The sequence below is a fragment of the Thalassolituus marinus genome, from assembly GCF_020320395.1.
GTDB lineage: Bacteria > Pseudomonadota > Gammaproteobacteria > Pseudomonadales > Oceanobacteraceae > Venatoribacter > Venatoribacter marinus.
The window spans coordinates 1-22,854 of sequence record NZ_JAEDAH010000009.1; the positions used below are offsets into that span (position 1 = coordinate 1).

Here is a 22,854-nt window from a genome sequence, read left to right on the forward strand (position 1 = left end):
CCCGGCCATGGATGGCCGATGGGGCGTGCGGTCAGTAAATATCAAGGTTTCAAGGGTAAACGAGCCAGGACAGCGCGAAGCGGGCCGGTTTTAGCTCCTGCAAAACCTGCATTTCCGCCATCCATGGCGGTCAGGAGTCACGCCCGTCCGGCGAGAGGGGCGGTCCGACGTTTCGGAAGGCCCCTCTATGAGGACAAGGGGCCTGGAATATCTCACAAAAGTTCAAATACAAATTTGTGGGACAGCAGTGGAGTGTAATGCACTCCTTTTTTTAATCCTGCAACCTGAGGTTACGGGTCGCGCCATCGAGATGGTCAGCGTCGGTTTCAGAACCAAGCTTGATCATCAGGCGCAGATCGTTCGGTGAGTCTGCATGGGCAATAGCATCCTCATAAGTAATCTCACCCTGCTCATACAGCGCGTACAGCGCCTGGTCGTAGGTCTGCATACCTGTTTCATTCGATTTAGCCATCAGTGGCTTAAGTTCGTGAACCTCGCCTTTACGAATCAGGTCAGCGGCTAACGGGCTGTTCAGTAATACTTCGACCACCGCACGACGTGAACGACCATCCGGCGTTGGAATCAGCTGCTGCGCGACAATGGCACGCAGGTTCAGCGACAGATCCATCCACACCTGACTGTGGCGCTCCGGCGGGAAGAAGTGAATCACACGTTCCAGCGCCTGGTTGGCATTGTTAGCGTGCAGCGTCGCCAGACACAGGTGACCGGTTTCGGCGAAAGTAATGGCATGCTCCATCGTATCAGCGGAACGCACCTCACCAATCATGATCACATCCGGCGCCTGACGCAGACAGTTCTTCAGCGCTACGTCAAAGCTGTCGGTGTCCAGTCCGACTTCACGCTGGGTCACGATGCAGCCATCGTGGGCATGAATAAATTCGATCGGGTCCTCAATACTGAGGATATGGCCTTTACTGTTATGGTTTCGGTGCCCCAGCATGGCTGCCAGCGAGGTCGATTTACCTGCACCGGTTGCCCCCACAAACAGGATCAGACCGCGCTTAGCCATGGATATCTCTTTGATGATATCCGGTAAGCCCAGCTGGTCGACGCTCGGAATGCGCGTTTCAATACGACGCAATACCATGCCGCAGACGTTACGCTGATAAAAAGCACTGGCACGGAAACGGCCAATACCCGAGGCATTAATCGCAAAGTTAAGTTCTTTCTGACTTTCGAACTCATCCTGCTGTTTGGCATTCATCAGCCCCAGCACCACTTCCCGCGTCTGTTCAGCACTGAGCGGATTTTTGGTCAGGGGCATGATCTTGCCGTTCACTTTCATTGACGGCGGAACACCCGCCGTAATGAATAAGTCAGAGGCTCCTTTCTCCACCATCAGGCGCAGAAATTTGTCCATCGCCATGCGTTATTACCTCAGAAATTTTCCGGAATCTTAGCTTTTTCACGTGCCACTTCGCGGTTAATCAGACCACGCGACAGCAGTGTTTGCAGACACTGATCCATCGTCTGCATACCGTGTGCTGCACCGGTCTGAATAGCCGAATACATCTGCGCAATTTTATCTTCGCGAATCAGGTTACGGATCGCTGGTGTGCCCACCATGATTTCGTGTGCTGCCACACGACCACCGCCATTCTTTTTCAGCAGCGTCTGCGAGATTACACCCTGCAGCGATTCCGACAACATGGAACGCACCATGGATTTTTCTTCCGCCGGGAATACGTCAACAATACGGTCAATTGTTTTTGCTGCCGAGCTGGTGTGCAGCGTGCCAAATACCACGTGACCGGTTTCTGCTGCGGTCAGGGCCAGACGAATGGTTTCCAGATCCCGCATCTCACCCACCAGAATCACATCCGGGTCTTCACGCAGCGCAGAACGCAGCGCTTCGTTAAAGCCCAGGGTATCGCGGTGAACTTCCCGCTGGTTCACCAGCGATTTTTTCGACTCGTGTACGAATTCGATCGGGTCTTCCACCGTCAGGATGTGGTCGTATTTGGTTTCATTGATGTAATCCACCATCGCTGCCAGTGTGGTCGATTTACCGGAACCGGTCGGACCGGTAACCAGTACGATGCCACGAGGCACCATGGCCAGATCCTTAAACACCTGGCCCATGCCCAGCTGATCCATGGTCAGAACCTTGGAAGGAATGGTACGGAATACCGCACCGGCGCCGCGGTTGTGGTTAAAGGCGTTAACACGGAAGCGAGCCACGCCCGGAACCTCAAAGGAGAAGTCAGTTTCGAGGAATTCTTCGAAATCCTTACGCTGCTTATCGTTCATGATGTCGTACACCAGACTATGAACTTCTTTGTGGCCCAGCGACGGCAGATTGATACGGCGAACATCACCGTCAACACGGATCATGGGGGGCAGACCTGCCGATAAATGTAAGTCCGAAGCACCTTGCTTGGCACTGAAGGCCAGCAGTTCTGTAATATCCATAACCTCTCCTCGTAATACGGATTACCTGTTCCGCAGATGCAGCGGCCGGCAACCTTCTATATTATCAGTGTTCACTTCCCCGGAATGGGAAGCAAATCAAATACAGAGCATCCTAAACCAAGCCTTCGTAATGTCTACACTTGAACAACAGTACCTCGCCGTTAAAGCGCGTATTCATCAGGCCTGCCAGTCTGCAGGTCGCAGCGAAACCGCAGTAAAACTGCTGGCGGTCAGCAAAACCAAGCCTGCCACTATGGTGGAAGAGGTATACCGTCTTGGCCAGCGTTCTTTCGGTGAAAATTATGTTCAGGACGGTATGGATAAGATTACCGCGCTGAGTCATCTGACAGATATAGAATGGCACTTTATTGGCCCGCTGCAATCGAATAAGTCGCGCCAGGTGGCAGAGCACTTCCACTGGGTAGAGACCGTTGATCGTCTGAAGATTGCCCGCCGCCTGAGCGAACAGCGTCCAGCCGGCATGCCGGCACTGAATGTGCTGTTGCAGGTAAACATCAGCGCCGAGCCACAGAAGAGTGGAGTCATGCCAGAGGATATTGCCGAACTGGCTGCCGGGGTTGCCTCTTTACCCGGACTTTGCCTGCGTGGTTTGATGTGCATCGCAGAGCATACCGGCGATGAAGAACGCCTGGCCGGTCAGTTGCGGCTGATGCACGAGCTGCTGCATACCCTGCAAATCACCTATCCGCAGGCAGACACTTTATCCATGGGCATGTCCGGCGATCTCGAACTCGCGGTTGCCTGTGGCTCAACCCAGTTACGTATAGGCACCGACATTTTTGGTGCACGCGGCGCACACTGATCCATACTGAATACAAACTGAGCCGGCCATCGCCGGCACTGAACTCTAAGGAACAAGCATGTCTCAAATCGCATTTATTGGCGGCGGCAATATGGCCACCAGCATCATTGGCGGTCTGGTAAAAGGCGGCGATGTGAAAGCATCCATGATCCACGTTTCTGATCCGGGTGCCGAGCAACGCGCCCGACTGAGCAAAGACTTCGGCATTAACGTTCATGAAAATAACCTCGATGCCATAGCCAAAGCCGATGTCGTTATCCTGGCAGTTAAACCTCAGGTAATGAAAGACGTTCTGCAGCCACTGCAGGCAACACTAAGCAGCCGTCAGCCGCTGCTGATTTCCATTGCTGCCGGTATCAGCATGGATTCTCTGGCCAGCTGGAGCGGTTGCAAAGCACTGGTACGCTGCATGCCAAACACCCCAGCCCTGCTTGGACGCGGCGCTACCGGCCTGTTTGCCAGCGCGGCGGTTTCCATTGACCAGCGTAATCAGGCCGATTCCCTGTTAAGCGCAGTTGGTCTGACCGTGTGGGTGAAGAACGAGAGCGAAATTGACGCGGTAACTGCCGTTTCCGGCAGTGGTCCGGCTTATTACTTTCTGCTGATGGAAGCCATGATTGCTGCTGGTCAGAAGCTCGGCCTGAGCAAAGAAACAGCAACGCGTCTGACGCTGCAAACGGCTGCTGGCGCTGCCGAGATGGCGCTGAAATCCGATGTTGATCCAGCCGAACTGCGCCGCCGAGTGACCTCACCGGGCGGTACCACTGAGCGTGCAATTGCCACCTTTGAAGCTGCTCACCTGCGCGACATCGTCGATGCGGCGCTGAAAGCAGCCAATGATCGTGGCGCCGAGCTGAGTCAGCAATTAGGCGATTAACGCAGACTTTTTCCACTGTTGCACTGGAAAAGCACCTGACGCGCCTATATGTTTCATGGTGAGTCAGGTGTCCTGCAAATCATTCACGGAGCTTTGAGTTTTCATGTCCCCGCTATCTCAGGTTGGTTTACTGCTGATCAATACCGTCGGCAGCATGGTGCTGTTCATTGTCATGCTGCGCTTTTTACTGCAACTGGTCCGGGCCGACTTCTACAACCCCATTTCCCAGTTTGTAGTTAAGTTCACCAACCCATTGCTGATCCCGCTGCGTCGCGTTATTCCGGGCTTTGGTGGACTGGATGTCGCGGCTCTGGTTCTGGCTTATGGCGTACAGTTGCTGACCATGGCCGCCATTCTGCTGGTCGCTGGCGCAAGCATCCCCTGGGCAAACGTATTTATCTGGGCGCTGGTTGGCATTCTGTCATTGATGGTGAATATTTATTTCTGGGGCCTGATCATTGTGGTGATTGCTTCCTGGATTGCGCCGAATTCCTACAACCCGGCACTGATTCTGATTAATCAGATACTGGAACCGGTGATTCGCCCGATTCGTGCAAAAATGCCGGACATGGGCGGTCTGGATCTGTCGCCGATTGCCGTATTTCTGCTCATTCAGATCGTTGAGATTCTGCTGCTGCGTCCTCTGGCGATGATGACTCAGGTTCCTGCGGGCCTGATTATCGGTCTGTGAGCAGCTTCGCCCAATGGACAGACGGGGATCTGATTCTCGTCTGCCACCTGCAGCCGAAAGCCTCAAAAAGTGAGTTTGCCGGTCTGCATGGCGATGCCCTGAAAATCCGCATTCAGGCGCCACCTGTCGAAGGCAAAGCCAATACGGAACTGATTAAATTTCTGGCCAAACAATTCGGTATTGCCAAAAGCGACGTGGAAATTATCAGCGGGGAATTGAACCGGCATAAGCGCGTGCGTATCCGCAAGCCGCAAAAACTACCCGCCGAAACGGGTATCAGTCACTAGATATTTTTCCCACACGAGTAGCACTGGCGACAAAACACATCCAGGGGCTTGTGTGGCCCCATCAATAGCGTGTCTCCGCAATGCGGGCAGCGAAAAGTCATTAGCTCGAAAACGCCTCCCACCGGAAGCAACAAAAGCAAAGCGACCCCACCCAACTGCAGCCAGCGTTCAATCTGCACCGCCAGAAAAATTCCACCGATGGCAAATACCAGATAAAACAGGATCGCTTTTTCCCGCATTCTCATATCAGCCCGCCATTAATCCCGCCAGTGACAACCACAGCACGCGAATAATCAACGCCAGTAACACCAGCCAGGTAATCAAAGTGCCGTAGTAACGACCAAAGTGCACACCGCCCTGTGATACCGTGAAGCCCCAGGCGTGCATAAAACGCGACAGCAAAAAGCCGATACCACACACATGCAAAAACGCCGGATAGGCGCCATTCAGCTCAGCCACCATCAGTAACAGTAAAACCGGTACCGCCGTTTCCAGCGCATTCGCCTGGGCGCGCATGGCAACCGTAATGTGTTTCTCACCGCCATCCAGCAAAGCCACTTTATACTGTAAACGCTGCCGTACCACCAGGTAGGCTAACGCCAGTAATAACAGCGCTGTCAGTGCTACGTATATTCCGCTGATTAATAACATGTCCGACCTCTTTTATTGTTATTCCACTGGCACGAGCATACTCTTCTGACGCTGCCCGACCTATCTCCGAGGCTGCCAACTATCGCTTAATCAGGCTGAACACTGCCTGAACCCGGATTGGGAGATCCTATGAGACTGATTCTGCCTCTGCTGATGCTACTGACCTCATTGCCCGGCGCCGCTTTTGAAGCACCTGCCCATATCGCCATTTGTGAGGCCGCCTGGCAACAGGTACAACCGGCTACCCGACAATGGCTGAAACAGGTGATGGCCAACAGTCCACAGAAACGCTTCAGCTCTGGCTGCGTATGGCCGGATAAAGTGCGCAAGCAAAGCGATATGGAACATACGAAAGTCTGGCACTACATCAACGTGCCACGCAGCGCTACCACGGTAAAACCGGGCGATTGCCCGGCTCAGGGCTGCGTCACATCAGCGATTCGCGATATGCGCGAGCGCTTGCTCAGCAACCCTGATGACTGGCAGGCGCTGTTATTCATCGGCCATTTAATGGCCGATATTCATCAGCCAATGCACGTCAGTTATGCCGATGACCGCGGTGGTAATCGCGCCGATATTCGCTTCCGTGGTGAGCGTACCAACCTGCACGCGCTATGGGACGGCGACCTGACCGGCAGCCTGCGCGTTGCTGATCAGGTACGGGCGCTGCAGCCACTGCCTGCGGTGGAAAGCGGCTTCCGCAGCGACTTTCCCGAACGCTGGGCCAGTGGCTCACTGGCGCTGACCCGCGCCATTTACGCCGACTACCAGCAACGCAAGCGAGTGGACGACAGCTACGCAGAGCTGTTCGCACCGCAATTGCAGCAACGCATGCAACTGGCTGCCGCACGACTGGCGAATCTGCTCGACGAAATCCACGAACAGATCACAAAACGACCTCAGTCCGATTGACCCATACCGCCTGCGACGATTTAGTAAGCCCTCAATCCACAGCAAAGGAAGGACGTGTTATGAAATCTACGGTATTACTGGCATCGGTATTACTCGCTGCGGTGCCAGCGGCGCAGGCCGGCATGAAATCCGTTTGCAGTCACGGCGACCAGACCCGAGTGATTGAAGTGGTTTATCCACAGGGTGGCCTGGTGCCGTGCGATGTGGTGTACACCAAAGACAACGGTGCGTCGGTACTGTGGAGCGCTCAGAATGAGAGCGGTTTCTGTGAACAGAAAGCCGAAGCCTTTGTGCAGAAACAGCGTGGCTGGGGCTGGAATTGCGAAACCAGTATGAGCGAGATATCTGCTGCAGATATTCAGCCGCAGGAGAGCCCTGACGAAATGGCAACCGAGCCTGCAGATAGCAATGCTGAAATGGAAGCGGCAACGGAAACCGCTGCCGCAGAGGAATAACAACGCAGTAAACGCACCAGATCAGACCATGTAAGAATCAGGTAACCCCAGTGAGAAACATCCCTCTGGGGTATCTGCTGTCAGTCCAGCTTAGGCTGTGCACGCTTCATAATAGATGCGCAATCGATACCCGTATCCAGAGTACCGTAGTTAAACGCGCCATTGCGCGTCAGGCGTGAACCTACGTAAGCCTCCGCTATATTGCTTTCGCCCTTAAGGATCAGCACACACGCTTGCAGCGCCACCGCCAGTTTATCGACCACGGTACGTGAGCGATATTCCAGCGTGCTCAGATCGGCAAACTCGCCCTGCAGATCCACTAAATACTGATCGTATGCGTCGTACTGGCCGCAGGCTTTTTTCAGTTCAGCGAAGAAGGCATCAACTACAGCCGGTTCTTTCGCCATAGCACGCAGTACATCCAGACACTGCACGTTGCCCGAACCTTCCCAGATGGCATTCACCGGCGCTTCGCGATAAATGCGTGGCAGAATATTATCTTCAACGTAGGCGACACCGCCGACGCACTCCATGGCTTCATAGGCAAAATGCGGTGCGCGTTTACAGATCCAGTATTTGCCCACCGCCGTGGCCAGACGAGCGAACAGGTTTTCATGCTCGTCTTCCAGATTATCCAGTGCATGACCGACACGCATGGTAATCGCCAGTGCCGCTTCACTTTCCAGCGCCAGATCAGCCAGTACGTTCTGCATCAGCGGCTGCTCATGCAGGTTATTACCAAATGCCGCACGGCCGGAGGTATGGTGTACCGCCTGGGCCAGCGCACCACGCATCAGCGCAGCAGAACCGATCATGCAGTCGAAGCGGGTCATGGAAACCATTTCAATAATGGTACGCACGCCGCGCCCTTCATCACCGATCATCCAGGCAAAAGCACCGCGGAATTCCACTTCTGACGAGGCATTGGAAATATTCCCCAGCTTGTCTTTTAAGCGCTGCACATACATCTGGTTTTTTGAACCATCCGGGCGCCAGCGTGGCAGCAGGAAGCAGCTCAGACCACTTTCGGTTTGCGCCAGCACCAGGAAGGCATCGCACATCGGTGCCGAACAGAACCATTTATGGCCGACAATTTCATACTCCGCGCCATTGCCGGTTTTTTCGCCCAGCGCATAAGCGCGGGTGGTATTAGCACGTACATCCGAACCACCCTGTTTTTCGGTCATGGCCATACCGATGGTCAGGCCTTCTTTTTCGAAAAACGGAACGTTACGTTCATCGTAATGGCGCGCCATAATTTTCGGCAACCACTCGCGGGCAATCTGCGGCGAGTGCTGCAACGCCGGAATAACAGCAAATGTCATGGTTAACGGGCAGCCGGAGCCAGCATCCGCATTCATGTGCTGATACACCATGCCGGCACGGGCGACGTGAGCACCCGCTCTCGGTGTAGACCACGGCAGCGCATGCATTTCTGCTTCGATCGCGCTGCGCATCAGTTCGTGATACGCCGGATGAAATTTCGCCAGATCGATACGATTACCGAAGCGGTCGTGTGGATAAAATTTCGGTTTATTTTCATTGGCCTGAAAACCCGCCTCAATCAGATCACCGCCACAGCGTTCGCCGTAGGCAATCAGACGATCTTCCGCCCAGTCACCACCGTAAGCCTTCACCCAGTATTGCAGGGCAAGGTCACTGGTATAGGTATTAAAATTTTCCAGCGCAGTGGGCTGGTTAAATACCGGATGGGTTTCCGCCTGGGCTTTGTGCTCATGGCGTTCGAACGCGGCGTAATCGCTGGCGGTTAATCGTTCTGGCTTATTCATAGGGCCTCCGGGCTGGGTTCCTCTGGCTCAGTATCAGGCGTGGGTGTGGGCATTAACGCCCAGTGCACGCAGGCACAAGGCACTGAGTTGCTGGATTAATTGTTGTTGTTCGGATTCGGTAATCGCTGCACGAGCTGCAACTGCGCTGGTATTGTCAGTGGTCAGCGTCTGACCGGGAAACAGCGGGCCAATAAGGGCTTCGGACAGCAGGCCGACCAGAGCTGCGGCACTGACGCTGGCTTGCTGCGCAACAAACTCGCCGCTGACTATGCCGTCTCGGATCAGCTCTTCGAAAATTTCGGCATAGGCCAGACGGTATTTCAGACGCTCCTGCTCAACCCGCGGGTCTACCGGCTCAGCGATTAAGGCATAGGCCAGTTGCGGGCCGCGTAAGGCGCGCTCGGCAAAACACACCAGTGCACGCTGCAGACGCTGAGTACAGCTGTCGTTACTGGTCAGCGGCTCACTGGCGGCCAGTACATTCGCCACCTCATGTTCCGTGGCATAGCGAAACACCTCAGCCACCAGCTCTGACTTGTTAGGGAAATGACGATAAATGGTGCCGGCCGCAACGCCGGACTTCTCTGCCACCGCGGCTGCCGTAGCTGCGGCAAAGCCACCCTGTGCTACCAGATCACGCGCCGCTTTCAGTAAGCGTTCTCGGGTCAGGGTTTTCTTCGCCCGGGTAAGTTCGGTTTCACGGTAAGCCATAGGTCGATGCATCTGCCAGCAGAAATATGGCAAACAGTGAATCACCATTCACACTTTGCGTCAAACAAATGAATTAACATTCACTTCTACAAAAATATACCCGCACTCAACTCAGATCAGTACATCTGTCATAATCAGCCAATACCCTGTCGTACCAGGCAAAAAGGATTCTCTGATGCACTCTATTCTTCAGTCCGCCCGTGGACCTTTTCTGATTCTGACCCCGATTTGTGTGCTGCTCGGTGTAGCGGCGGCGCTGATGCAAGGCATTACTCCGGATGGCGTCAGCCTGGCGCTGATCATGCTGGGCGCGTTAGCCGCGCACATCAGTGTTAATGCCCTGAACGAATATCTCGATTTTCGCAGTGGTCTGGATCTGACGACAGAACGCACACCGTTCAGTGGCGGCAGCGGTGCACTGCCGGCTAATCCGGCTGCGGCACAAGGCGTGCTGGCATTCGGTGTTGCTACCTTGCTGCTCTGTGCCGGCATTGGTCTGTGGTTTCTGTGGCAGGGCATGACGGGCCTGCTGCCACTGGGGCTGGCTGGTTTAATTATTATCGTGACGTATACTCGCCAGATTAACCGCAGTCCGTGGCTGTGCCTGATTGCACCCGGCTTCGGTTTCGGTCTGGCGATGGTCGCCGGTACAGCGTATGCGCTGGGTGGTGGTGACAGCCTGACGCTGTGGCTGGCGGCGCTGGTGCCCTTCTTTCTGGTGAATAACCTGTTACTGCTGAATCAGTATCCGGATATCGACGCAGACAAGCGTGTTGGCCGAAATCACTTTCCTATCGCTTATGGTGTTGCGCGCAGCACCCAGGCCTACCTGTTGTTTGTGCTGGCCACTGCCGCCGTGATTGTTGCCGGTGTTGTCAGTGCACAGTTTCCTCTGTGGTCACTGCTGGCTCTGCTGCCGCTGCTGCTGAATCTGGTGGCGTATAAGGGCGCACGCACGCTGGGACAGGACATCGGCCAGCAACCGCAATTTATGGCCGCCAACGTCGTGTCATCACTGCTGACTCCGGCAGTTCTCGCTGGCAGCCTGTTTCTGGCCTGATTAACGACGCGGTTCGGGCAGTGGCATCAGCTCTGCGGTGGCCAGTGCCCGGGCTTCATCGGCGGGAATACCCAGCGCACGTAATACCAGCTCGGCGCAATCGCTGCCGGCATCACGCCAGGTGCGTAAACCTTCACGCACCAGATAGATGGCACCCAACACCGAACTGGCGGCCATGGTGATTACCGCCGACAACTGATCCTGACGTACCTGATACTGCCCGCGCTGAATACCATCCAGCAGAATCTGCACCGGGGCGCCACTGCCCAGACGGCGCAAGGCCACACTGTTAAAACCAAAGCGGCTGATAAAGTCACCCCAGGCCGGATCTTCGTGGGCACGACGAACATAGTGGCGAATACCTGCAGCCAGTTTGGCCGCCGGGTCCGGGTGCTGACGAAACGCATTAAGGATACGGTGATTCATTTCATCGGCCAGATGCACAGCCACATCCTCGAACAGGTCTTCGATGGAGTCGACATGGTTATACACAGTGCCACGGGCCACACCAGCGATATCTGCCAGCTCACGAACCGTCACCTGAGTTGAGCCTTTTTCAGCAAACAGATGAATCGCCGCTTTATAAATGCGTCGCTGGGCCGTTGTCAGACCTGGTTGCAACATATCCGCTCCTGTTCTTTATCCAGCGTTCGGAATAGAAAACACAGCCTCACCGCAGTCCAATGCCTGAGAGGATTAAGTAAGTATGTGCAGGATGGTGTTATGACACCGCCTCGTTCTGCGCGCGGGCGGTTTATGACCGGAAGAATCCGGAAGAAAAGTGGGCTGCATAATACCACAGCCCACGCAGGGAAGAAGTCGCCTGCCGGCTCAGTTACGCAACACCCTGTTCATTCAGCTGAACAGGCACTTCCATAATGGCGGCTATGGTACGCACCAGATCCAGCTCCACACCTTTCTGCCGCCCATCAGCATCCATACAGGCTTGCATGGCTTTGATCAGACGGCCTTTCAGATGCGGGTAGGCTTCACTAAGCCGGGTCAGCGCCAGATTCAGCGGCTTCAGACTGGAAGTGCGTTGCTGCAGCGTCAAAGTGGTAAAGCCAGCTGCCTGCGCGCCTTTGGCAAAGGCCTCTGCCGCCTGTTGTTGCTGATTAGCGCCATACCAGGCCAGCACCGAAAGCACACTGCTGATGGCATCACTGATGTCTTTCTCTTTCGCATAACGCGTCGCTACCGGGGCAACGGTTTCGAAGTGCGGATTCAGGTATTGCAGCGTCAGTCGGTACAGACACCACTCGAAAATATCAATTTCACCATCAGCCTTCGCCAGCTGTACCAGCAGTTTGCGGAAGTCCTGATATTGCAGTACTGACAACTGCTTCAATGCAGGCATCGCCAGTTCGACCAGCGGCAGACGCTGCGCCGGGTTAAGAGCCTTCACCAATGGCAACTGACGCAGAATCTGGCGGTAGAAATCCTGACCTTCCTGCTGGCGAATCAGATCAAGCTGCATCTCATGCACCATGCGCTCTGCGGGCGCCAGCAACAGTCCGGCCAGTAACACGCGCGCCGTGTAAGTATCCCGCGCCGCAGCCGCTAATGTCTGCAGAGCTTGCTGATCACTGTCTTGCGGTGCTTCATCACTGACCACTTCATACGGAATACTGCTAGCCGCGGCGGCCGCAGGCGCAGCAGCCATGGCCAGCGCGGCACCACCGCTTAACTGCAACGCGGCGACTATGTCGGCCGATTCCTGCTCCGCCTGCTCACGCCGTTGTGGCGCCATAAACTGGCCGTTCCAGTTGGGGTCAATGCGCTGGATACGCTCATCCAGCGGCGGATGGGTGGCAAAGCCGGAAAACCGAAACGGCAACGCCTGACCAAAAAACATATGCGCCGTCTCTTCACGCTCAGGGCTGCTTATTTCGCTGCCCGCACCATAGCCAATAACCTGCAATGCTCCGGCAATACCTTGCGGGTTGCGGGTGAACTGAACAGCGGAGGCATCAGCCAGAAATTCACGCTGGCGTGACACCGCCGCTTTAATCAGATTGCCGAATAAAACGCCGCCGTAACCGATCACCACCAGCCCCAGTCCGAACAAGAAGAACGGCAGAGAATTTTTATCGCGATTAGAACTACTGACATAACGACGGCGGGAAGTAGCATCAAGAATAAAGCGGCCAATCAGACCGATAAACAGAATCCCGAACAGTACCGCCATTAAGCGGATATTCAGCCGCATATCGCCGTTAAAAATATGGCTGAACTCATGCGCCATCACGCCCTGTAATTGCTCACGCGACAATTTTTCCATACAACCACGGGTAACACCGATGACGGCATCCGAGGGCTGATAACCCGCAGCAAAGGCATTGATACTATGATCGTCCATGACATACACCAGCGGCACCGGCATGCCGGAAGCGATGGCCATTTCTTCAATCACGTTGAGCAGACGACGTTCGTAGAAATCGCGACTGTCGGGCAGTAACAAACGACCGCCCAACGACTCGGCGACCCGCCGGCCGCCACCACGCAGCATCATCCATTTCACCAGGCTGGCACCACCCACCACGACAATCACACCGGCGCTGATCAGCAACCATTGCTGCAGTGTGATGTAATCGAGAAACGTAGCGGTATTAAACAGAGCATCAGGATTATGCGCCGCCTGCACAGAGGCCTGATACTTGCCCACCAGATGGTTATCCATACCCCACAGCACAAATGCCAGCAGCAGGTTGAGTAACACAATCAGAGACAGTACCGCTGCAGAAAACAGCAGAATTAAATGACCGGTGCGTTTGCGCGCCTGATCCTGATGAGCAAAGAAGTCCATGCCAATCGCCCGAAAAAATAACGTCCGAAAAATAACGCCGGAGTGTTTACTGGCAACTCCGGCGTGAACGATCAGAAACTGACTTTAGGTGCGCTCTGAATCTGCGCGCTGTCTTCAAATTCCAGCAAGGTGGCATCGCTGCGATGACCAAACATGCCAGCAAAGAAAACCGGAGGAAATGACTGACGATAGGTGTTGTATGCGGTCACCGCATCGTTGAATGCCTGACGGGCAAACGCCACTTTATTTTCACTGCTGGTCAGTTCTTCTGACACCTGCATCATGTTCTGATTCGCTTTCAGATCCGGATAAGCTTCCATCACCACACTCAGGCGACCCAGCGCACCGGCCAGCGAACCTTCCGCGCCGGCCAGCTGTTTCATAGCATCAGCAGCACCGGGATGACTGGCAGCTGACTTCAGACCGGCCATGGCTTCATTACGGGCAGCAATGACCGCTTCCAGCGTGTCACGCTCGTGGGCCATATAGGCTTTTGCTGTTTCCACCAGGTTCGGAATCAGGTCGTAGCGACGCTTAAGCTGAACTTCTATCTGCGCGAAGCCATTCTGATAGCGGTTTTTCAGGCTGACCAGGTTGTTATAGATACTGATGATATAAACCACCGCCAGGGCGATCACCACCAGAGTAACAATTGTTGAAGTACCCATAATTTTGTTCCTCAGCGGTTCCAGCTGCCAGCGCTGCTCTGGTGGTATTCACCCGCAGCGGCCGCTTTCGCGGTCAGTTTTTCACCGGCTATTTTTTCAATATTGGCCAGTGCTGTGTTCTGCTTGGCGGCAATTTCCTGATACTTCAGTTTGCGCTGCTGATTGATTTCCACCACCAGTGCAGCGGCTTCGCTGTTACTGCTGGCCACCAGACCGAGATAGCCGTTCATCTGTTCGCCGACCAGTCCCATTTGTTTGGCCGCATCCAGCTCCAGCGCCCAGCTGCTTACAGAAACCAGCAGCGCCGCGATCATCAGTGTTACTTTTTTCATGATTGACTCCTTAATCCGTCGCTCGCTCAGAACAGCCCGTCTTCTTCTTCGAACAGGTTTTCCAGTTCTTTTTCTACCTTCACCCGCACTTCGTGCTCGATTTTCACGTTGAGGTTAATGGTGATGGGTTTTTCCGGGGCTGCCACTTTGAGCGTGCAACCCGCCAGGGGTAGCAACAGCATCAGCGCCAGCAGACTGTGTTTCAGCTTGATCATTGGTCCGGTCCTTCGCAGGAGATTGATATCCGTTGTTTACTCTATAGGCCACAGCCGCGAATGCAATCCTGCCGCGCTGCTTTTGTGGGCTATTTCTTTTTGCGTATGCCGTAGGTGGCCTGCGCCCTGGCTTTGGCTTTCGCCTTGGCCCGCTGCCGCCGCGGATTACCCTTACGTTCGACCACCTCGTCGAAGCTCGGTTCAAAGCCTGTCAACCAGATCATCGGCAGTGGCCGACCGATCAGTTGCTCGATATCGTTCAGCAGATTTTCTTCATCACGACTGACCAGACTGATGGCATGGCCATCCTGCCCGGCGCGTCCGGTGCGACCGATGCGATGCACATAGTCTTCGGCCTTGTACGGCAATTCGTAGTTCACCACATGCGGCAGCGACAGAATGTCGATACCCCGTGCCGCCACGTCCGTTGCCACCAAGGCCCGCACAGTACCGGCTTTGAAGTCATCGAGCGCACGCTGACGTGCCCCCTGGCTTTTATCGCCGTGCAGTGAATCCGCCTTAATACCATCCAGTGCCAGCTCTTTTACCAGCGCATCCGCACCTTGTTTCGTGCGCACAAACACCAGCACCTGCTGCCAGTTACCGGAGCCAATCAGAAAGGCCAGAGCACCGGCTTTCTTCTTCTTATCCATCTGATACAGGGTTTGCTTAATCGTATCGACGGTGCTGTTCTGCGGCGTAACTTCGATTTGCGCCGGATCATTGAGCATACCGAACGCCATATCTTTTACGCTTTGCGGGAAAGTAGCCGAGAAGAACAAAGTCTGACGCGTCTTCGGCAGTTGTTTCAGAATGCCCAGAATCTCATCACTGAAACCGAGGTCGAGCATGCGGTCGGCTTCATCCAGCACCAGTGTCTGCACCGAGGCAAAGGTCAGAGCGCCCTGATTGCGTAAATCCAGCAGGCGCCCCGGGGTAGCGATAAGGATATCCACACCGTCATTCAGCGCTTCGATTTGTGGCCGCAGACTGACACCGCCGTAGGCGACGCCAACCGACAGACCACTACCAGCTCCATAGCGCAGCGCACTGTCAGCCACCTGCTGCGCCAGTTCGCGGGTTGGCGTCAGCACCAGTAAGCGCGGTGCATTGGCGCTGCCAGAACCATCTGCCAGACGCTGAATCAACGGCAGTAAAAACGCTGCGGTTTTACCCGTACCCGTCTGTGCCCCCGCCAGAACATCGCGGCCGGCCAGTACCGCAGGGATTGCGCCTTGCTGAATTGCCGTTGGCTGCTGATAGCCCAGCGCATCCAGAACGGACAACAGATTCGGGGCCAGGCCCAGTTCAGCAAAGCTCATGATGATGGTTCCGCAGTTAAAGACGCCATTCTACCACGGCCAGCATTCAGCCACGGTAGCTCTGCAGCGCCTTGGTCACCTTGTACAGATAGTTGCGTGCTTCTTCATATTTCAGATGGCCACGCAGATGGGCGTATACCTGCTTAGATGTCATACGGTTGATCTTGCTGGCGGCATCCGCCACGGATGTATTGCCGGAGAATGCCCTGGCCACATTACCCGCGCCGGTGTTGTAAGCCGCTATCACACAGAACAGACGACTGGTCGGGTCAGTCACCGCCCGCAGGTAACGCTTGTCGAGCAGGTTGAGATAAGCGCAGCCCAGCTCAATATTCACTTCCGGGGTACACAGCTCGGTGCCACTGAGCAGCCGCTCACGACCATAAGCATGCTGGCTCGCATCCCGACCGGCGCTGGCGGGAACAATCTGCATCAGGCCAAAGGCCGGAATATGGCTGCGTGCCATAGGATTAAACGCCGATTCCGTTTCCATAATGGCCAGTACCAGTGCTGGCTCTGTTTGCCATTTACGGGCGTAACGTTGCACCAGCGGCAGATACTGTTGTGAGCGGTCAGGCAAGGCCGATGCCAGCGGAATCGTAATCGTGATGACCTCACCTCTGGGTGTGGTCGTTGCCGAACGTGTCCTGTCAGCAGCAACCTGCTTCCAGTCTGCTTTGCCCCCTGCCAGCGGCAGATCGGAGGACAGCGTCTGCTGTGGCTCGGCGGCACGCATCACCCCATCCTGACGTGCAGCCTCGGTCAGGGCCTGCTGCATCACCCGTTCAAATTCAGCGCGAATACGCTGATCAGTCAGCTGCGCGTCATCTCCTGCGGCAAATGACAGACGTACTTCATTGCGGGCAAAGTCCAGCTCACGCCGCGTACGCAGATCATCGCTGTACTCCACCCAGACCTTTTGCGACGGCAGCAGCGGATCAGTCCAGACCCGGGCCAGCCTGGTCCGATAGGCCTGCCAGGCCTGCTGGTAACGCTGGCGATAGCTCTGCCAGCTGAGCTGCATGTCCTTTACGCCCTGTTGCTGTCTCTGCATGTAGCTGGAAAAATCCGACGCCAGCAGTCCTGGCGCAGCCGCCATCAGCGCGGTTGTCTGCAGCAGTCGGGTGAGTAGCTGTCGTCTTGAGGCCATTACTTTCTCCTTACGCCATCTGCCCTGTAGTATGGACCTGTAACGCCCCGGATGTTCCACAGCGGGCATAACTCCTGATCAGGGTCATGATCTTTTGCCGGAGATTTAATTTAAACCCCCACAAAATACCGCTATAATGCCCGGCGATTTTAATAACGGTAAGCCGGATTAGCTGAGAGAGGATTTTCCGTGAAACAACTGAAAGCACTGATTATGGCTGCTGCCACCCTGGTAATGGCTCAGGCCTACGCTGCGACTGACGCACAGGCAGAAAAAATCGCTGAGCGTATCAAGCCAGTTGGCGAAGTATGTGTTGGCGCTGAATGCGGCGGTGCTGCTGTTGCTGCGGCTGAACCACGTTCCGGCGAAGAAGTTTACGGCGCGGCATGTAGTGCATGTCACGGTGCCGGCATCCTGGGCGCACCAAAAAACGGTGACAAGGCTGCATGGGACGAGCGTCTGGCCAAAGGTATGGATGCAACCCTGAAAAACGCCATCAGCGGTATCAACGCCATGCCACCAAAAGGCAACTGCGCTAACTGTTCTGATGACGAACTGCTGGCTGCTATCAAGTTCATGTCTGGCCGTTAATCCGAGCCTGAGCTGAACCGAAAAGCCGCATCCTGGGATGCGGCTTTTTTTATGTACATTTATATAAGGCTGCGCTGAACGGTTCAGATCTGCCTTAACGCCTGTTCGTTAACTTTCAGTCGCCAGACACCTTCCGCTCCGCCAAATTCCCTCTCCACGGGTCGATATTTTTTCCTTTTCGTAATTTTTTTTTGCCGAATCTGGCAGATTCTCCAGCCTCGTCTATATGTTATGCGGAAAGCAACGGACCTGATGTCCGATAAGAACAACAGGAGACTACCTATGAGCGATGAAGAACTGGAGATGCAGGACGAAGCCATCGATGGCGAAGACGAGATGGACAACGATGACACTGAAATGAGTGCCGACTCAGACAGTAACGACAGTGATGATGAGGAAGCAACTGCTGCTGCCGCAGACGAAAGTCACTCATCGCTGGCAGCACGTAATCGTGTACGCGAGTCCATGGCAGCAGAAGTTGAAGCCTTTCTCGCCCGCGGCGGCCAGATTCAGACCATTGACGATAACGTCATGGCCGATCCACCACGCAAACCGACGTCTAACTACGGCAGTCGCCCTATCTGATAACGGGCCCTGCTGACCCGCCCGGCCACCGCTGCCGGGCTTTGTCTACCACTTAGTGACGATTTTTGCCCACTGGTGACCAAATTTACACAAAACGGTTAACCCGTGAGCAAAACTATTGCTATCCTGCGAAAACCTCTGGCAAGGAAGCCCTGGTTATGTACATATACTCGAAAAAATCCCGTCGTCGTATGCATGCAATTCCCGCAGCCATTGCGCTGTTAGCCGTCACCGTACTGTGGCTGGTCTCCGGTTCACACCAGAGCCACGCAGCCGAAATTCTGTCTGCCCAGCAACTCGCTGAGTGGGACCAGGATTGCCGTGGCTGTGAAGTGGATATCCAGTACGACGTATTGCAGGGCAACGTTATCCGTATGGCCAGTGACGATGAGCTGTCACTCAGCCGTCGTATAAAAGAGCAGCCAGATCATCCCGGCCTTAAATGGCAATGGAGCGTCGACAGTTTTGTCGATGGTGGCAAGCTGATACGTCTGTCGGTGTTTCTGAAAGAGACTGAGGACTGGCCGGCCCGCACTCTGCATTACGTGTGGGACTCCAATGCCGAAAGCGGCGCAATAGAGACGCGCTCTGATTTTGAGCACGTTCTGGTGGTAACTGGCGCCGATGCCCGAGCGGAACACTGGTACAGCATCAGTCGCGATCTCAACGCCGATTGGTCAGCCATTTACAATGAGGCCATGCCCGCCATCGATCATATCGAAGTGGGGCTCGGTATGCCGGAAGAAGACGCCATTACCGGCGCCTTTATTGATGCACTGACACTCAGCAGTCTTGAACCAGCTGAGCGACAGCAGCCGGCAATTGCGATAAATGAGTGATCTCCTGATCCGGGCTCACGTCTGAGTGGGCCCAGGCGGCATCGCTCAGATTGACCCAGATAGTCTTCATCCCCAGTGTGGCGGCCGCCACAATATCCTGTTCCTGATGATCGCCAATGTGAATGCACTCACTGGCGTCGACACCTGCCGACTTCAATGCAGCCTGAAACAACGCCGGATCAGGCTTAGGGGCGCCGACGTCTTCGGCACTGAAATGCGCCTGAAAGTAATGTTCAATGCCAATCAGCTGCAGATCAGCATTGCCATTGGTAACCGCCATCAACGGATACTGAACCGCCAGGGCCTGCAGTGATGCCTCTGCTCCTTCAAACAGGGTGACGTCGCTGCGCGCACGGTAAAACACCTGAAAGGCATCCGCCGCCAGTTGCGCAGAGCGATCACGATCGATACCGCTTTGCATAAACACCCGACGCAGCACTTCTTCACGTAACTTCGACACCCGAAAACGCAGGTCCGGGTAGCATTCCGCAATCTGATTACGGTATTCACGCAGGGCTTCAAGACTGTAAAAGCTGGCAGCCTGAGGGGCATGTTCAGCGATCCAGTCGTGCGTCGCTTTCTCGGCGCGCACAATAACCGGATCGGTTTCCCACAAGGTGTTGTCCAGATCCAGCGTCAGCAGACGAATAACCATGGCGTTGTCAGGCAACCGGAATCTGAGGCAGACGCAGGGCGAGAATGTCGGCGATGTAGTCGAGGAACAGGGTGTCCATCGAACTGCGGTAATAGGAAGGGTCGTCACTGGCAATGGCCAGCACACCGATGTTGCCCGGACCACGCACCTGTGCGGCAGCGACTGAACGTGCGCTGGTGCTTTCCAATCCCAGTAAGCGAGCAATATCTTCCTGTGCCAGCTGACCACACACAGCACGGTGGCCACGGAACAGGCGATGTATCGTACGCTGGGTTTCGGCGTTGCGGATAGCAATCAGCGGTTCTTCCAGATTGCGCTCAGTGAAGTGCAGCAATGCCCAGGCATCAACACCAAAATCCTTGCGCAGGGAATCATCCAGAGCAGCCTGCACGCCCAGCCAGCTTTCGGCTTCCACCAGCGCCAGTACCAGGCGGCGGCTCTTCTCGAACAGCTGATCATTACGGCGGGCGTTTTCCAGCAGGTCGGACAAACGCTGGCGCAGCTCGACATTGCGCTCACGATGCACGCTCAGCTGACGCTCGAGCAGACTGGTCGCACCACCGGTTGGATGAGGAACGCGCAGATCAGCCAGCACATCATCTTTACCAATGAAAAAATCCGGATGATCCTGCAGGAACTGCACGACATCGGCTTCAGTCAGGCGGGGTTGCTGGCTCATTGTACGTCCTTAACCTTGTTGCTCAGATATTAATGCGGCCGTCATAAACGGTGACCGCCGGGCCAGTCATGCGAACATTCGACTCGCCATCCCATTCAATAAACAGATCTCCGCCCGGTAGTGACACGGTCACACCTGGCTTCAGCCAGCCACGCAGCTGACCGGAAACCACGGCGGCACAGGCACCGGTGCCACAGGCCAGGGTTTCACCGGCACCGCGCTCGAATACACGCAGACGGATATGGTGTTCATCCACCACTTCCATAAAGCCAACGTTCACCTTACGCGGGAATACCGGATGCGGTTCGATTAACGGCCCCCATTCCTCCACCGGTGCAGTGTCGATGTTATCCACACGCACAACAGCATGCGGATTACCCATGGAAACCGCACCCAGTGCCACCTCGCCAATGCCTTCAATATGCACCTTATATTCTGGCGCAAAGCTGTCGGCCTCAAACGGGATCACTTTCGGCTCGAGAATCGGTTTACCCATATCCACCACCACCTGACGGTCGTCGGTGAGGTGCAGTTCCATCAGACCATTGGCGGTTTCAACGCGAATATCACGCTTACCGGTCAGGTGCTGATCGTAGACAAAGCGGGCAAAACAACGGGCGCCATTACCGCAGTTTTCCACTTCGCTGCCATCGGCGTTGAAAATGCGGTAGCGGAAATCGACATCCGGGCGCGACGGCTGTTCAACAATCAGCAGCTGATCAAAGCCGATACCGAAATTACGATCGGACAGCTCACGCACTTTGTCAGAACGAATCTGTCCTGACTGAGTGACCAGGTCGACCACCATAAAGTCGTTACCAAGCCCGTGCATTTTGCTGAATTTAAGCCACATAGTGTTATCTCAGCCCTGGAATACAGATTCGCCGGCGAACAGGCTGGCAACGCTTTCACGCTCACGCACAACCTGCGCCTGATCACCGTCGACCATGATTTCTGCGGCACGGCCGCGAGTGTTGTAGTTGGATGCCATCACGAAACCGTAGGCACCCGCCGACATCACCGCCAGCACGTCACCTTCACTCAGTGCCAGATCGCGGTCTTTACCCAGGAAATCACCGGTCTCACACACAGGGCCAACCAGATCGTAGTTACGCACAGGTGCATCGCTGCTTTCCTGCACTGGCTTGATATCCTGCCAGGCGCTGTACAGTGCAGGACGAATCAGGTCGTTCATGGCGCCGTCGATAATGGCGAAGTTCTTGTGATCATTCAGTTTCAGGTACTCAACGCGGGTCAGGAAAACACCAGCATTGGCCGCAATGGAACGACCCGGCTCAAAAATCAGTTTGAAACGACGTTCACCCAGACGCTCTTTTACGGCGGCGATGTATTCGCCGGCCGTTGCCGGAGTCTCGTCACGGTACTTAACGCCCAGACCGCCGCCCAGATCGAGGTGTTCAATCGTGATGCCCTGCTCTGCCAGACCATCGACCAGCGCCAGTACACGATCCAGTGCATCCAGGAACGGACGGATTTCGGTCAGCTGACTACCGATATGGCAGTCTACGCCCTTCACTTCCAGACCCGGCAGAGAAGCAGCTTTGGCGTACACGCGCGGCGCTTCGTTAATATCGATACCGAATTTGTTTTCTTTCAGGCCGGTGGAAATGTACGGGTGGGTTTTAGCATCCACATCCGGGTTCACACGCAGCGACACATGCGCCACTTTGCCCAGCTGTGTAGCGACGCCACTCAGACGTTCCAGCTCAGCTTCAGATTCCACATTGAAGCAGTACACACCCACTTCCAGTGCACGCGCCATTTCCGCCGCCTGCTTACCAACACCGGAGAACACCACTTTGCTGGCATCGCCACCGGCAGCCAGAACCCGTTCCAGCTCGCCCTGGCTGACGATATCGAAACCAGCACCCTGTTGTGCCAGTACATTCAGCACCGCCAGGTTGGAGTTAGCTTTAACGGCGTAACACACCAGATGCGGCCAGTCGCCCAGCGCATCACGGTAGGCGTTAAAATGTTGTTCCAGTGCCGCACGGGAATATACGTACAGGGGCGTACCGTGCTGTTCTGCCAGTGCAGCCAGCGATACCTGTTCAGCGTGCAGAGCACCATTCTGATAAGTAAAAATCGACATCAGGTGTTGGATTCCGTAAATGAGGTTGCCGGGGCATCAGCGGGCAAATACAAAGGGCCTTTCTGACCACAAGCAGTCAGTGCGGCCAGCGCTGCAAGAATAACGAATGCTGTTCTGAGTTGTATCAAACCGGTGCCTCCACAGTTGGGCGCATTATACGGCGATTCCCGGGCACTGTCTGCCGAACGCCGGGCATAAAAAAACCGCCG

General features: G+C 55.2%; 28 protein-coding genes. 10 read left to right on the forward strand and 18 right to left on the reverse strand.

Annotation, left to right across the window (positions count from 1 at the left end; genetic code table 11):
* Window positions 1-271: 271 nt before the first annotated feature.
* Window positions 272-1,387 (reverse strand): PilT/PilU family type 4a pilus ATPase, encoded by a 1,116-nt coding sequence (locus I9W95_RS02075; RefSeq protein ID WP_225671329.1) that lies wholly within the window; start codon window positions 1,385-1,387, stop codon window positions 272-274.
* A gap of 11 nt (window positions 1,388-1,398) precedes the next feature.
* Window positions 1,399-2,433, reverse strand: coding sequence for a type IV pilus twitching motility protein PilT (locus I9W95_RS02080; RefSeq protein WP_225671331.1), 1,035 nt, complete (start codon window positions 2,431-2,433; stop codon window positions 1,399-1,401).
* A gap of 130 nt (window positions 2,434-2,563) precedes the next feature.
* Between I9W95_RS02080 and I9W95_RS02085 the strand changes: the two genes are divergently transcribed.
* From I9W95_RS02085 to I9W95_RS02100, 4 genes are all read left to right on the forward strand, one after another.
* Window positions 2,564-3,256: a YggS family pyridoxal phosphate-dependent enzyme gene (locus I9W95_RS02085; RefSeq protein WP_225671333.1), complete on the forward strand. Its 693-nt coding sequence runs from the start codon at window positions 2,564-2,566 to the stop codon at window positions 3,254-3,256.
* A gap of 58 nt (window positions 3,257-3,314) precedes the next feature.
* A complete protein-coding gene (gene proC / locus I9W95_RS02090) occupies window positions 3,315-4,133 on the forward strand; it encodes a pyrroline-5-carboxylate reductase (protein ID WP_225671336.1) in 819 nt (272 codons plus the stop codon).
* Between the two features lie 103 nt (window positions 4,134-4,236).
* Window positions 4,237-4,824, forward strand: a complete 588-nt coding sequence (locus tag I9W95_RS02095) for a YggT family protein (protein WP_225671337.1) — start codon at window positions 4,237-4,239, stop codon at window positions 4,822-4,824.
* Window positions 4,821-5,111, forward strand: a complete 291-nt coding sequence (locus I9W95_RS02100) for a DUF167 family protein (protein ID WP_225671339.1) — start codon at window positions 4,821-4,823, stop codon at window positions 5,109-5,111. The genes I9W95_RS02095 and I9W95_RS02100 overlap by 4 nt, the downstream gene beginning before the upstream one ends.
* On the opposite strand, the gene I9W95_RS02105 is transcribed toward I9W95_RS02100, so the two are convergent.
* Window positions 5,108-5,356, reverse strand: coding sequence for a hypothetical protein (locus I9W95_RS02105; protein WP_225671341.1), 249 nt, complete (start codon window positions 5,354-5,356; stop codon window positions 5,108-5,110). The genes I9W95_RS02100 and I9W95_RS02105 overlap by 4 nt on opposite strands.
* Before the next feature lies 1 nt (window position 5,357).
* Window positions 5,358-5,762, reverse strand: a complete 405-nt coding sequence (locus tag I9W95_RS02110; RefSeq protein ID WP_225671343.1) for an MAPEG family protein — start codon at window positions 5,760-5,762, stop codon at window positions 5,358-5,360.
* 129 nt (window positions 5,763-5,891) lie between these two features.
* Here I9W95_RS02110 and I9W95_RS02115 point away from each other — a divergent pair, with 129 nt between their 5' ends.
* Window positions 5,892-6,674 (forward strand): S1/P1 nuclease, encoded by a 783-nt coding sequence (locus I9W95_RS02115; RefSeq protein WP_225671345.1) that lies wholly within the window; start codon window positions 5,892-5,894, stop codon window positions 6,672-6,674.
* Between the two features lie 59 nt (window positions 6,675-6,733).
* On the forward strand, window positions 6,734-7,129 hold the full coding sequence (locus I9W95_RS02120; protein WP_225671347.1) for a hypothetical protein: 396 nt from the start codon (window positions 6,734-6,736) through the stop codon (window positions 7,127-7,129).
* 80 nt (window positions 7,130-7,209) lie between these two features.
* Here the strand turns inward: I9W95_RS02120 and I9W95_RS02125 are convergent, their stop codons facing one another.
* Window positions 7,210-8,919, reverse strand: coding sequence for an acyl-CoA dehydrogenase family protein (locus tag I9W95_RS02125; RefSeq protein WP_225671349.1), 1,710 nt, complete (start codon window positions 8,917-8,919; stop codon window positions 7,210-7,212).
* A 33-nt stretch (window positions 8,920-8,952) separates the two neighbouring features.
* Window positions 8,953-9,630 (reverse strand): TetR/AcrR family transcriptional regulator, encoded by a 678-nt coding sequence (locus I9W95_RS02130; RefSeq protein WP_225671361.1) that lies wholly within the window; start codon window positions 9,628-9,630, stop codon window positions 8,953-8,955.
* Window positions 9,631-9,805: 175 nt separating this feature from the next.
* Here I9W95_RS02130 and I9W95_RS02135 point away from each other — a divergent pair, with 175 nt between their 5' ends.
* A complete protein-coding gene (locus I9W95_RS02135; protein ID WP_225671364.1) occupies window positions 9,806-10,690 on the forward strand; it encodes a prenyltransferase in 885 nt (294 codons plus the stop codon).
* Here I9W95_RS02135 and I9W95_RS02140 read toward each other — a convergent pair whose 3' ends face one another.
* The 7 genes from I9W95_RS02140 to I9W95_RS02170 all read right to left on the reverse strand — a co-directional run bounded on the left by I9W95_RS02140 (window position 10,691) and on the right by I9W95_RS02170 (window position 17,183).
* A complete protein-coding gene (locus I9W95_RS02140) occupies window positions 10,691-11,314 on the reverse strand; it encodes a TetR/AcrR family transcriptional regulator (protein WP_225671366.1) in 624 nt (207 codons plus the stop codon).
* 211 nt (window positions 11,315-11,525) lie between these two features.
* Entirely contained in the window at window positions 11,526-13,496 is a 1,971-nt protein-coding gene (locus I9W95_RS02145) for a M48 family metallopeptidase (protein ID WP_225671368.1), read from the reverse strand.
* 71 nt (window positions 13,497-13,567) lie between these two features.
* Window positions 13,568-14,164, reverse strand: coding sequence for a LemA family protein (locus I9W95_RS02150; protein ID WP_225671371.1), 597 nt, complete (start codon window positions 14,162-14,164; stop codon window positions 13,568-13,570).
* A gap of 11 nt (window positions 14,165-14,175) precedes the next feature.
* Complete coding sequence (locus tag I9W95_RS02155; RefSeq protein WP_225671372.1) at window positions 14,176-14,496, reverse strand: YdbL family protein; 321 nt, start codon at window positions 14,494-14,496, stop codon at window positions 14,176-14,178.
* Between the two features lie 26 nt (window positions 14,497-14,522).
* On the reverse strand, window positions 14,523-14,711 hold the full coding sequence (locus I9W95_RS02160) for a YnbE family lipoprotein (protein ID WP_263866066.1): 189 nt from the start codon (window positions 14,709-14,711) through the stop codon (window positions 14,523-14,525).
* Between the two features lie 89 nt (window positions 14,712-14,800).
* The gene (locus tag I9W95_RS02165) at window positions 14,801-16,033 is read right to left on the reverse strand and encodes a DEAD/DEAH box helicase (RefSeq protein WP_225671374.1); all 1,233 of its coding nucleotides are present in this window, start codon (window positions 16,031-16,033) and stop codon (window positions 14,801-14,803) included.
* 46 nt (window positions 16,034-16,079) lie between these two features.
* Complete coding sequence (locus tag I9W95_RS02170; protein ID WP_225671376.1) at window positions 16,080-17,183, reverse strand: transglycosylase SLT domain-containing protein; 1,104 nt, start codon at window positions 17,181-17,183, stop codon at window positions 16,080-16,082.
* A gap of 189 nt (window positions 17,184-17,372) precedes the next feature.
* Here I9W95_RS02170 and I9W95_RS02175 point away from each other — a divergent pair, with 189 nt between their 5' ends.
* From I9W95_RS02175 to I9W95_RS02185, 3 genes are all read left to right on the forward strand, one after another.
* Window positions 17,373-17,774, forward strand: coding sequence for a c-type cytochrome (locus I9W95_RS02175; protein WP_225671378.1), 402 nt, complete (start codon window positions 17,373-17,375; stop codon window positions 17,772-17,774).
* Window positions 17,775-18,056: 282 nt separating this feature from the next.
* Window positions 18,057-18,359 (forward strand): hypothetical protein, encoded by a 303-nt coding sequence (locus tag I9W95_RS02180; RefSeq protein WP_225671380.1) that lies wholly within the window; start codon window positions 18,057-18,059, stop codon window positions 18,357-18,359.
* 158 nt (window positions 18,360-18,517) lie between these two features.
* Complete coding sequence (locus tag I9W95_RS02185) at window positions 18,518-19,198, forward strand: DUF3047 domain-containing protein (RefSeq protein WP_225671382.1); 681 nt, start codon at window positions 18,518-18,520, stop codon at window positions 19,196-19,198.
* Here the strand turns inward: I9W95_RS02185 and I9W95_RS02190 are convergent.
* From I9W95_RS02190 to lptM, 5 genes are read right to left on the reverse strand one after another with little or no spacing between them, the layout of a single operon-like run.
* Window positions 19,143-19,853 carry an HAD family hydrolase gene (locus tag I9W95_RS02190; RefSeq protein WP_225671384.1) on the reverse strand — a complete coding sequence of 237 codons (711 nt, stop codon included), beginning with the start codon at window positions 19,851-19,853 and terminating at the stop codon, window positions 19,143-19,145. The two genes, I9W95_RS02185 and I9W95_RS02190, sit on opposite strands and share 56 nt — an antisense overlap.
* A gap of 7 nt (window positions 19,854-19,860) precedes the next feature.
* Complete coding sequence (locus tag I9W95_RS02195) at window positions 19,861-20,532, reverse strand: DUF484 family protein (RefSeq protein WP_225671386.1); 672 nt, start codon at window positions 20,530-20,532, stop codon at window positions 19,861-19,863.
* A gap of 22 nt (window positions 20,533-20,554) precedes the next feature.
* On the reverse strand, window positions 20,555-21,385 hold the full coding sequence (gene dapF / locus I9W95_RS02200) for a diaminopimelate epimerase (protein ID WP_225671388.1): 831 nt from the start codon (window positions 21,383-21,385) through the stop codon (window positions 20,555-20,557).
* 9 nt (window positions 21,386-21,394) lie between these two features.
* Window positions 21,395-22,645: a diaminopimelate decarboxylase gene (lysA, locus tag I9W95_RS02205; protein ID WP_225671390.1), complete on the reverse strand. Its 1,251-nt coding sequence runs from the start codon at window positions 22,643-22,645 to the stop codon at window positions 21,395-21,397.
* Window positions 22,645-22,773: an LPS translocon maturation chaperone LptM gene (lptM, locus tag I9W95_RS02210; protein ID WP_225671393.1), complete on the reverse strand. Its 129-nt coding sequence runs from the start codon at window positions 22,771-22,773 to the stop codon at window positions 22,645-22,647. The genes lysA and lptM overlap by 1 nt, the downstream gene beginning before the upstream one ends.
* Window positions 22,774-22,854: the final 81 nt, after the last annotated feature.

What these genes read in the sequence shown, in the direction of transcription:
- I9W95_RS02075 (WP_225671329.1), bottom strand. Translation starts at nt 1,387, where the DNA reads ATGGCGATGGACAAATTTCTGCGCCTGATGGTGGAGAAAGGAGCCTCT.
- I9W95_RS02080 (WP_225671331.1), bottom strand. Translation starts at nt 2,433, where the DNA reads ATGGATATTACAGAACTGCTGGCCTTCAGTGCCAAGCAAGGTGCTTCG.
- I9W95_RS02085 (WP_225671333.1), top strand. Translation starts at nt 2,564, where the DNA reads ATGTCTACACTTGAACAACAGTACCTCGCCGTTAAAGCGCGTATTCAT.
- proC (WP_225671336.1), top strand. Translation starts at nt 3,315, where the DNA reads ATGTCTCAAATCGCATTTATTGGCGGCGGCAATATGGCCACCAGCATC.
- I9W95_RS02095 (WP_225671337.1), top strand. Translation starts at nt 4,237, where the DNA reads ATGTCCCCGCTATCTCAGGTTGGTTTACTGCTGATCAATACCGTCGGC.
- I9W95_RS02105 (WP_225671341.1), bottom strand. Translation starts at nt 5,356, where the DNA reads ATGAGAATGCGGGAAAAAGCGATCCTGTTTTATCTGGTATTTGCCATC.
- I9W95_RS02110 (WP_225671343.1), bottom strand. Translation starts at nt 5,762, where the DNA reads ATGTTATTAATCAGCGGAATATACGTAGCACTGACAGCGCTGTTATTA.
- I9W95_RS02115 (WP_225671345.1), top strand. Translation starts at nt 5,892, where the DNA reads ATGAGACTGATTCTGCCTCTGCTGATGCTACTGACCTCATTGCCCGGC.
- I9W95_RS02120 (WP_225671347.1), top strand. Translation starts at nt 6,734, where the DNA reads ATGAAATCTACGGTATTACTGGCATCGGTATTACTCGCTGCGGTGCCA.
- I9W95_RS02125 (WP_225671349.1), bottom strand. Translation starts at nt 8,919, where the DNA reads ATGAATAAGCCAGAACGATTAACCGCCAGCGATTACGCCGCGTTCGAA.
- I9W95_RS02130 (WP_225671361.1), bottom strand. Translation starts at nt 9,630, where the DNA reads ATGGCTTACCGTGAAACCGAACTTACCCGGGCGAAGAAAACCCTGACC.
- I9W95_RS02135 (WP_225671364.1), top strand. Translation starts at nt 9,806, where the DNA reads ATGCACTCTATTCTTCAGTCCGCCCGTGGACCTTTTCTGATTCTGACC.
- I9W95_RS02140 (WP_225671366.1), bottom strand. Translation starts at nt 11,314, where the DNA reads ATGTTGCAACCAGGTCTGACAACGGCCCAGCGACGCATTTATAAAGCG.
- I9W95_RS02145 (WP_225671368.1), bottom strand. Translation starts at nt 13,496, where the DNA reads ATGGACTTCTTTGCTCATCAGGATCAGGCGCGCAAACGCACCGGTCAT.
- I9W95_RS02150 (WP_225671371.1), bottom strand. Translation starts at nt 14,164, where the DNA reads ATGGGTACTTCAACAATTGTTACTCTGGTGGTGATCGCCCTGGCGGTG.
- I9W95_RS02155 (WP_225671372.1), bottom strand. Translation starts at nt 14,496, where the DNA reads ATGAAAAAAGTAACACTGATGATCGCGGCGCTGCTGGTTTCTGTAAGC.
- I9W95_RS02160 (WP_263866066.1), bottom strand. Translation starts at nt 14,711, where the DNA reads ATGATCAAGCTGAAACACAGTCTGCTGGCGCTGATGCTGTTGCTACCC.
- I9W95_RS02165 (WP_225671374.1), bottom strand. Translation starts at nt 16,033, where the DNA reads ATGAGCTTTGCTGAACTGGGCCTGGCCCCGAATCTGTTGTCCGTTCTG.
- I9W95_RS02170 (WP_225671376.1), bottom strand. Translation starts at nt 17,183, where the DNA reads ATGGCCTCAAGACGACAGCTACTCACCCGACTGCTGCAGACAACCGCG.
- I9W95_RS02180 (WP_225671380.1), top strand. Translation starts at nt 18,057, where the DNA reads ATGAGCGATGAAGAACTGGAGATGCAGGACGAAGCCATCGATGGCGAA.
- I9W95_RS02185 (WP_225671382.1), top strand. Translation starts at nt 18,518, where the DNA reads ATGTACATATACTCGAAAAAATCCCGTCGTCGTATGCATGCAATTCCC.
- I9W95_RS02190 (WP_225671384.1), bottom strand. Translation starts at nt 19,853, where the DNA reads ATGGTTATTCGTCTGCTGACGCTGGATCTGGACAACACCTTGTGGGAA.
- I9W95_RS02195 (WP_225671386.1), bottom strand. Translation starts at nt 20,532, where the DNA reads ATGAGCCAGCAACCCCGCCTGACTGAAGCCGATGTCGTGCAGTTCCTG.
- dapF (WP_225671388.1), bottom strand. Translation starts at nt 21,385, where the DNA reads ATGTGGCTTAAATTCAGCAAAATGCACGGGCTTGGTAACGACTTTATG.
- lysA (WP_225671390.1), bottom strand. Translation starts at nt 22,645, where the DNA reads ATGTCGATTTTTACTTATCAGAATGGTGCTCTGCACGCTGAACAGGTA.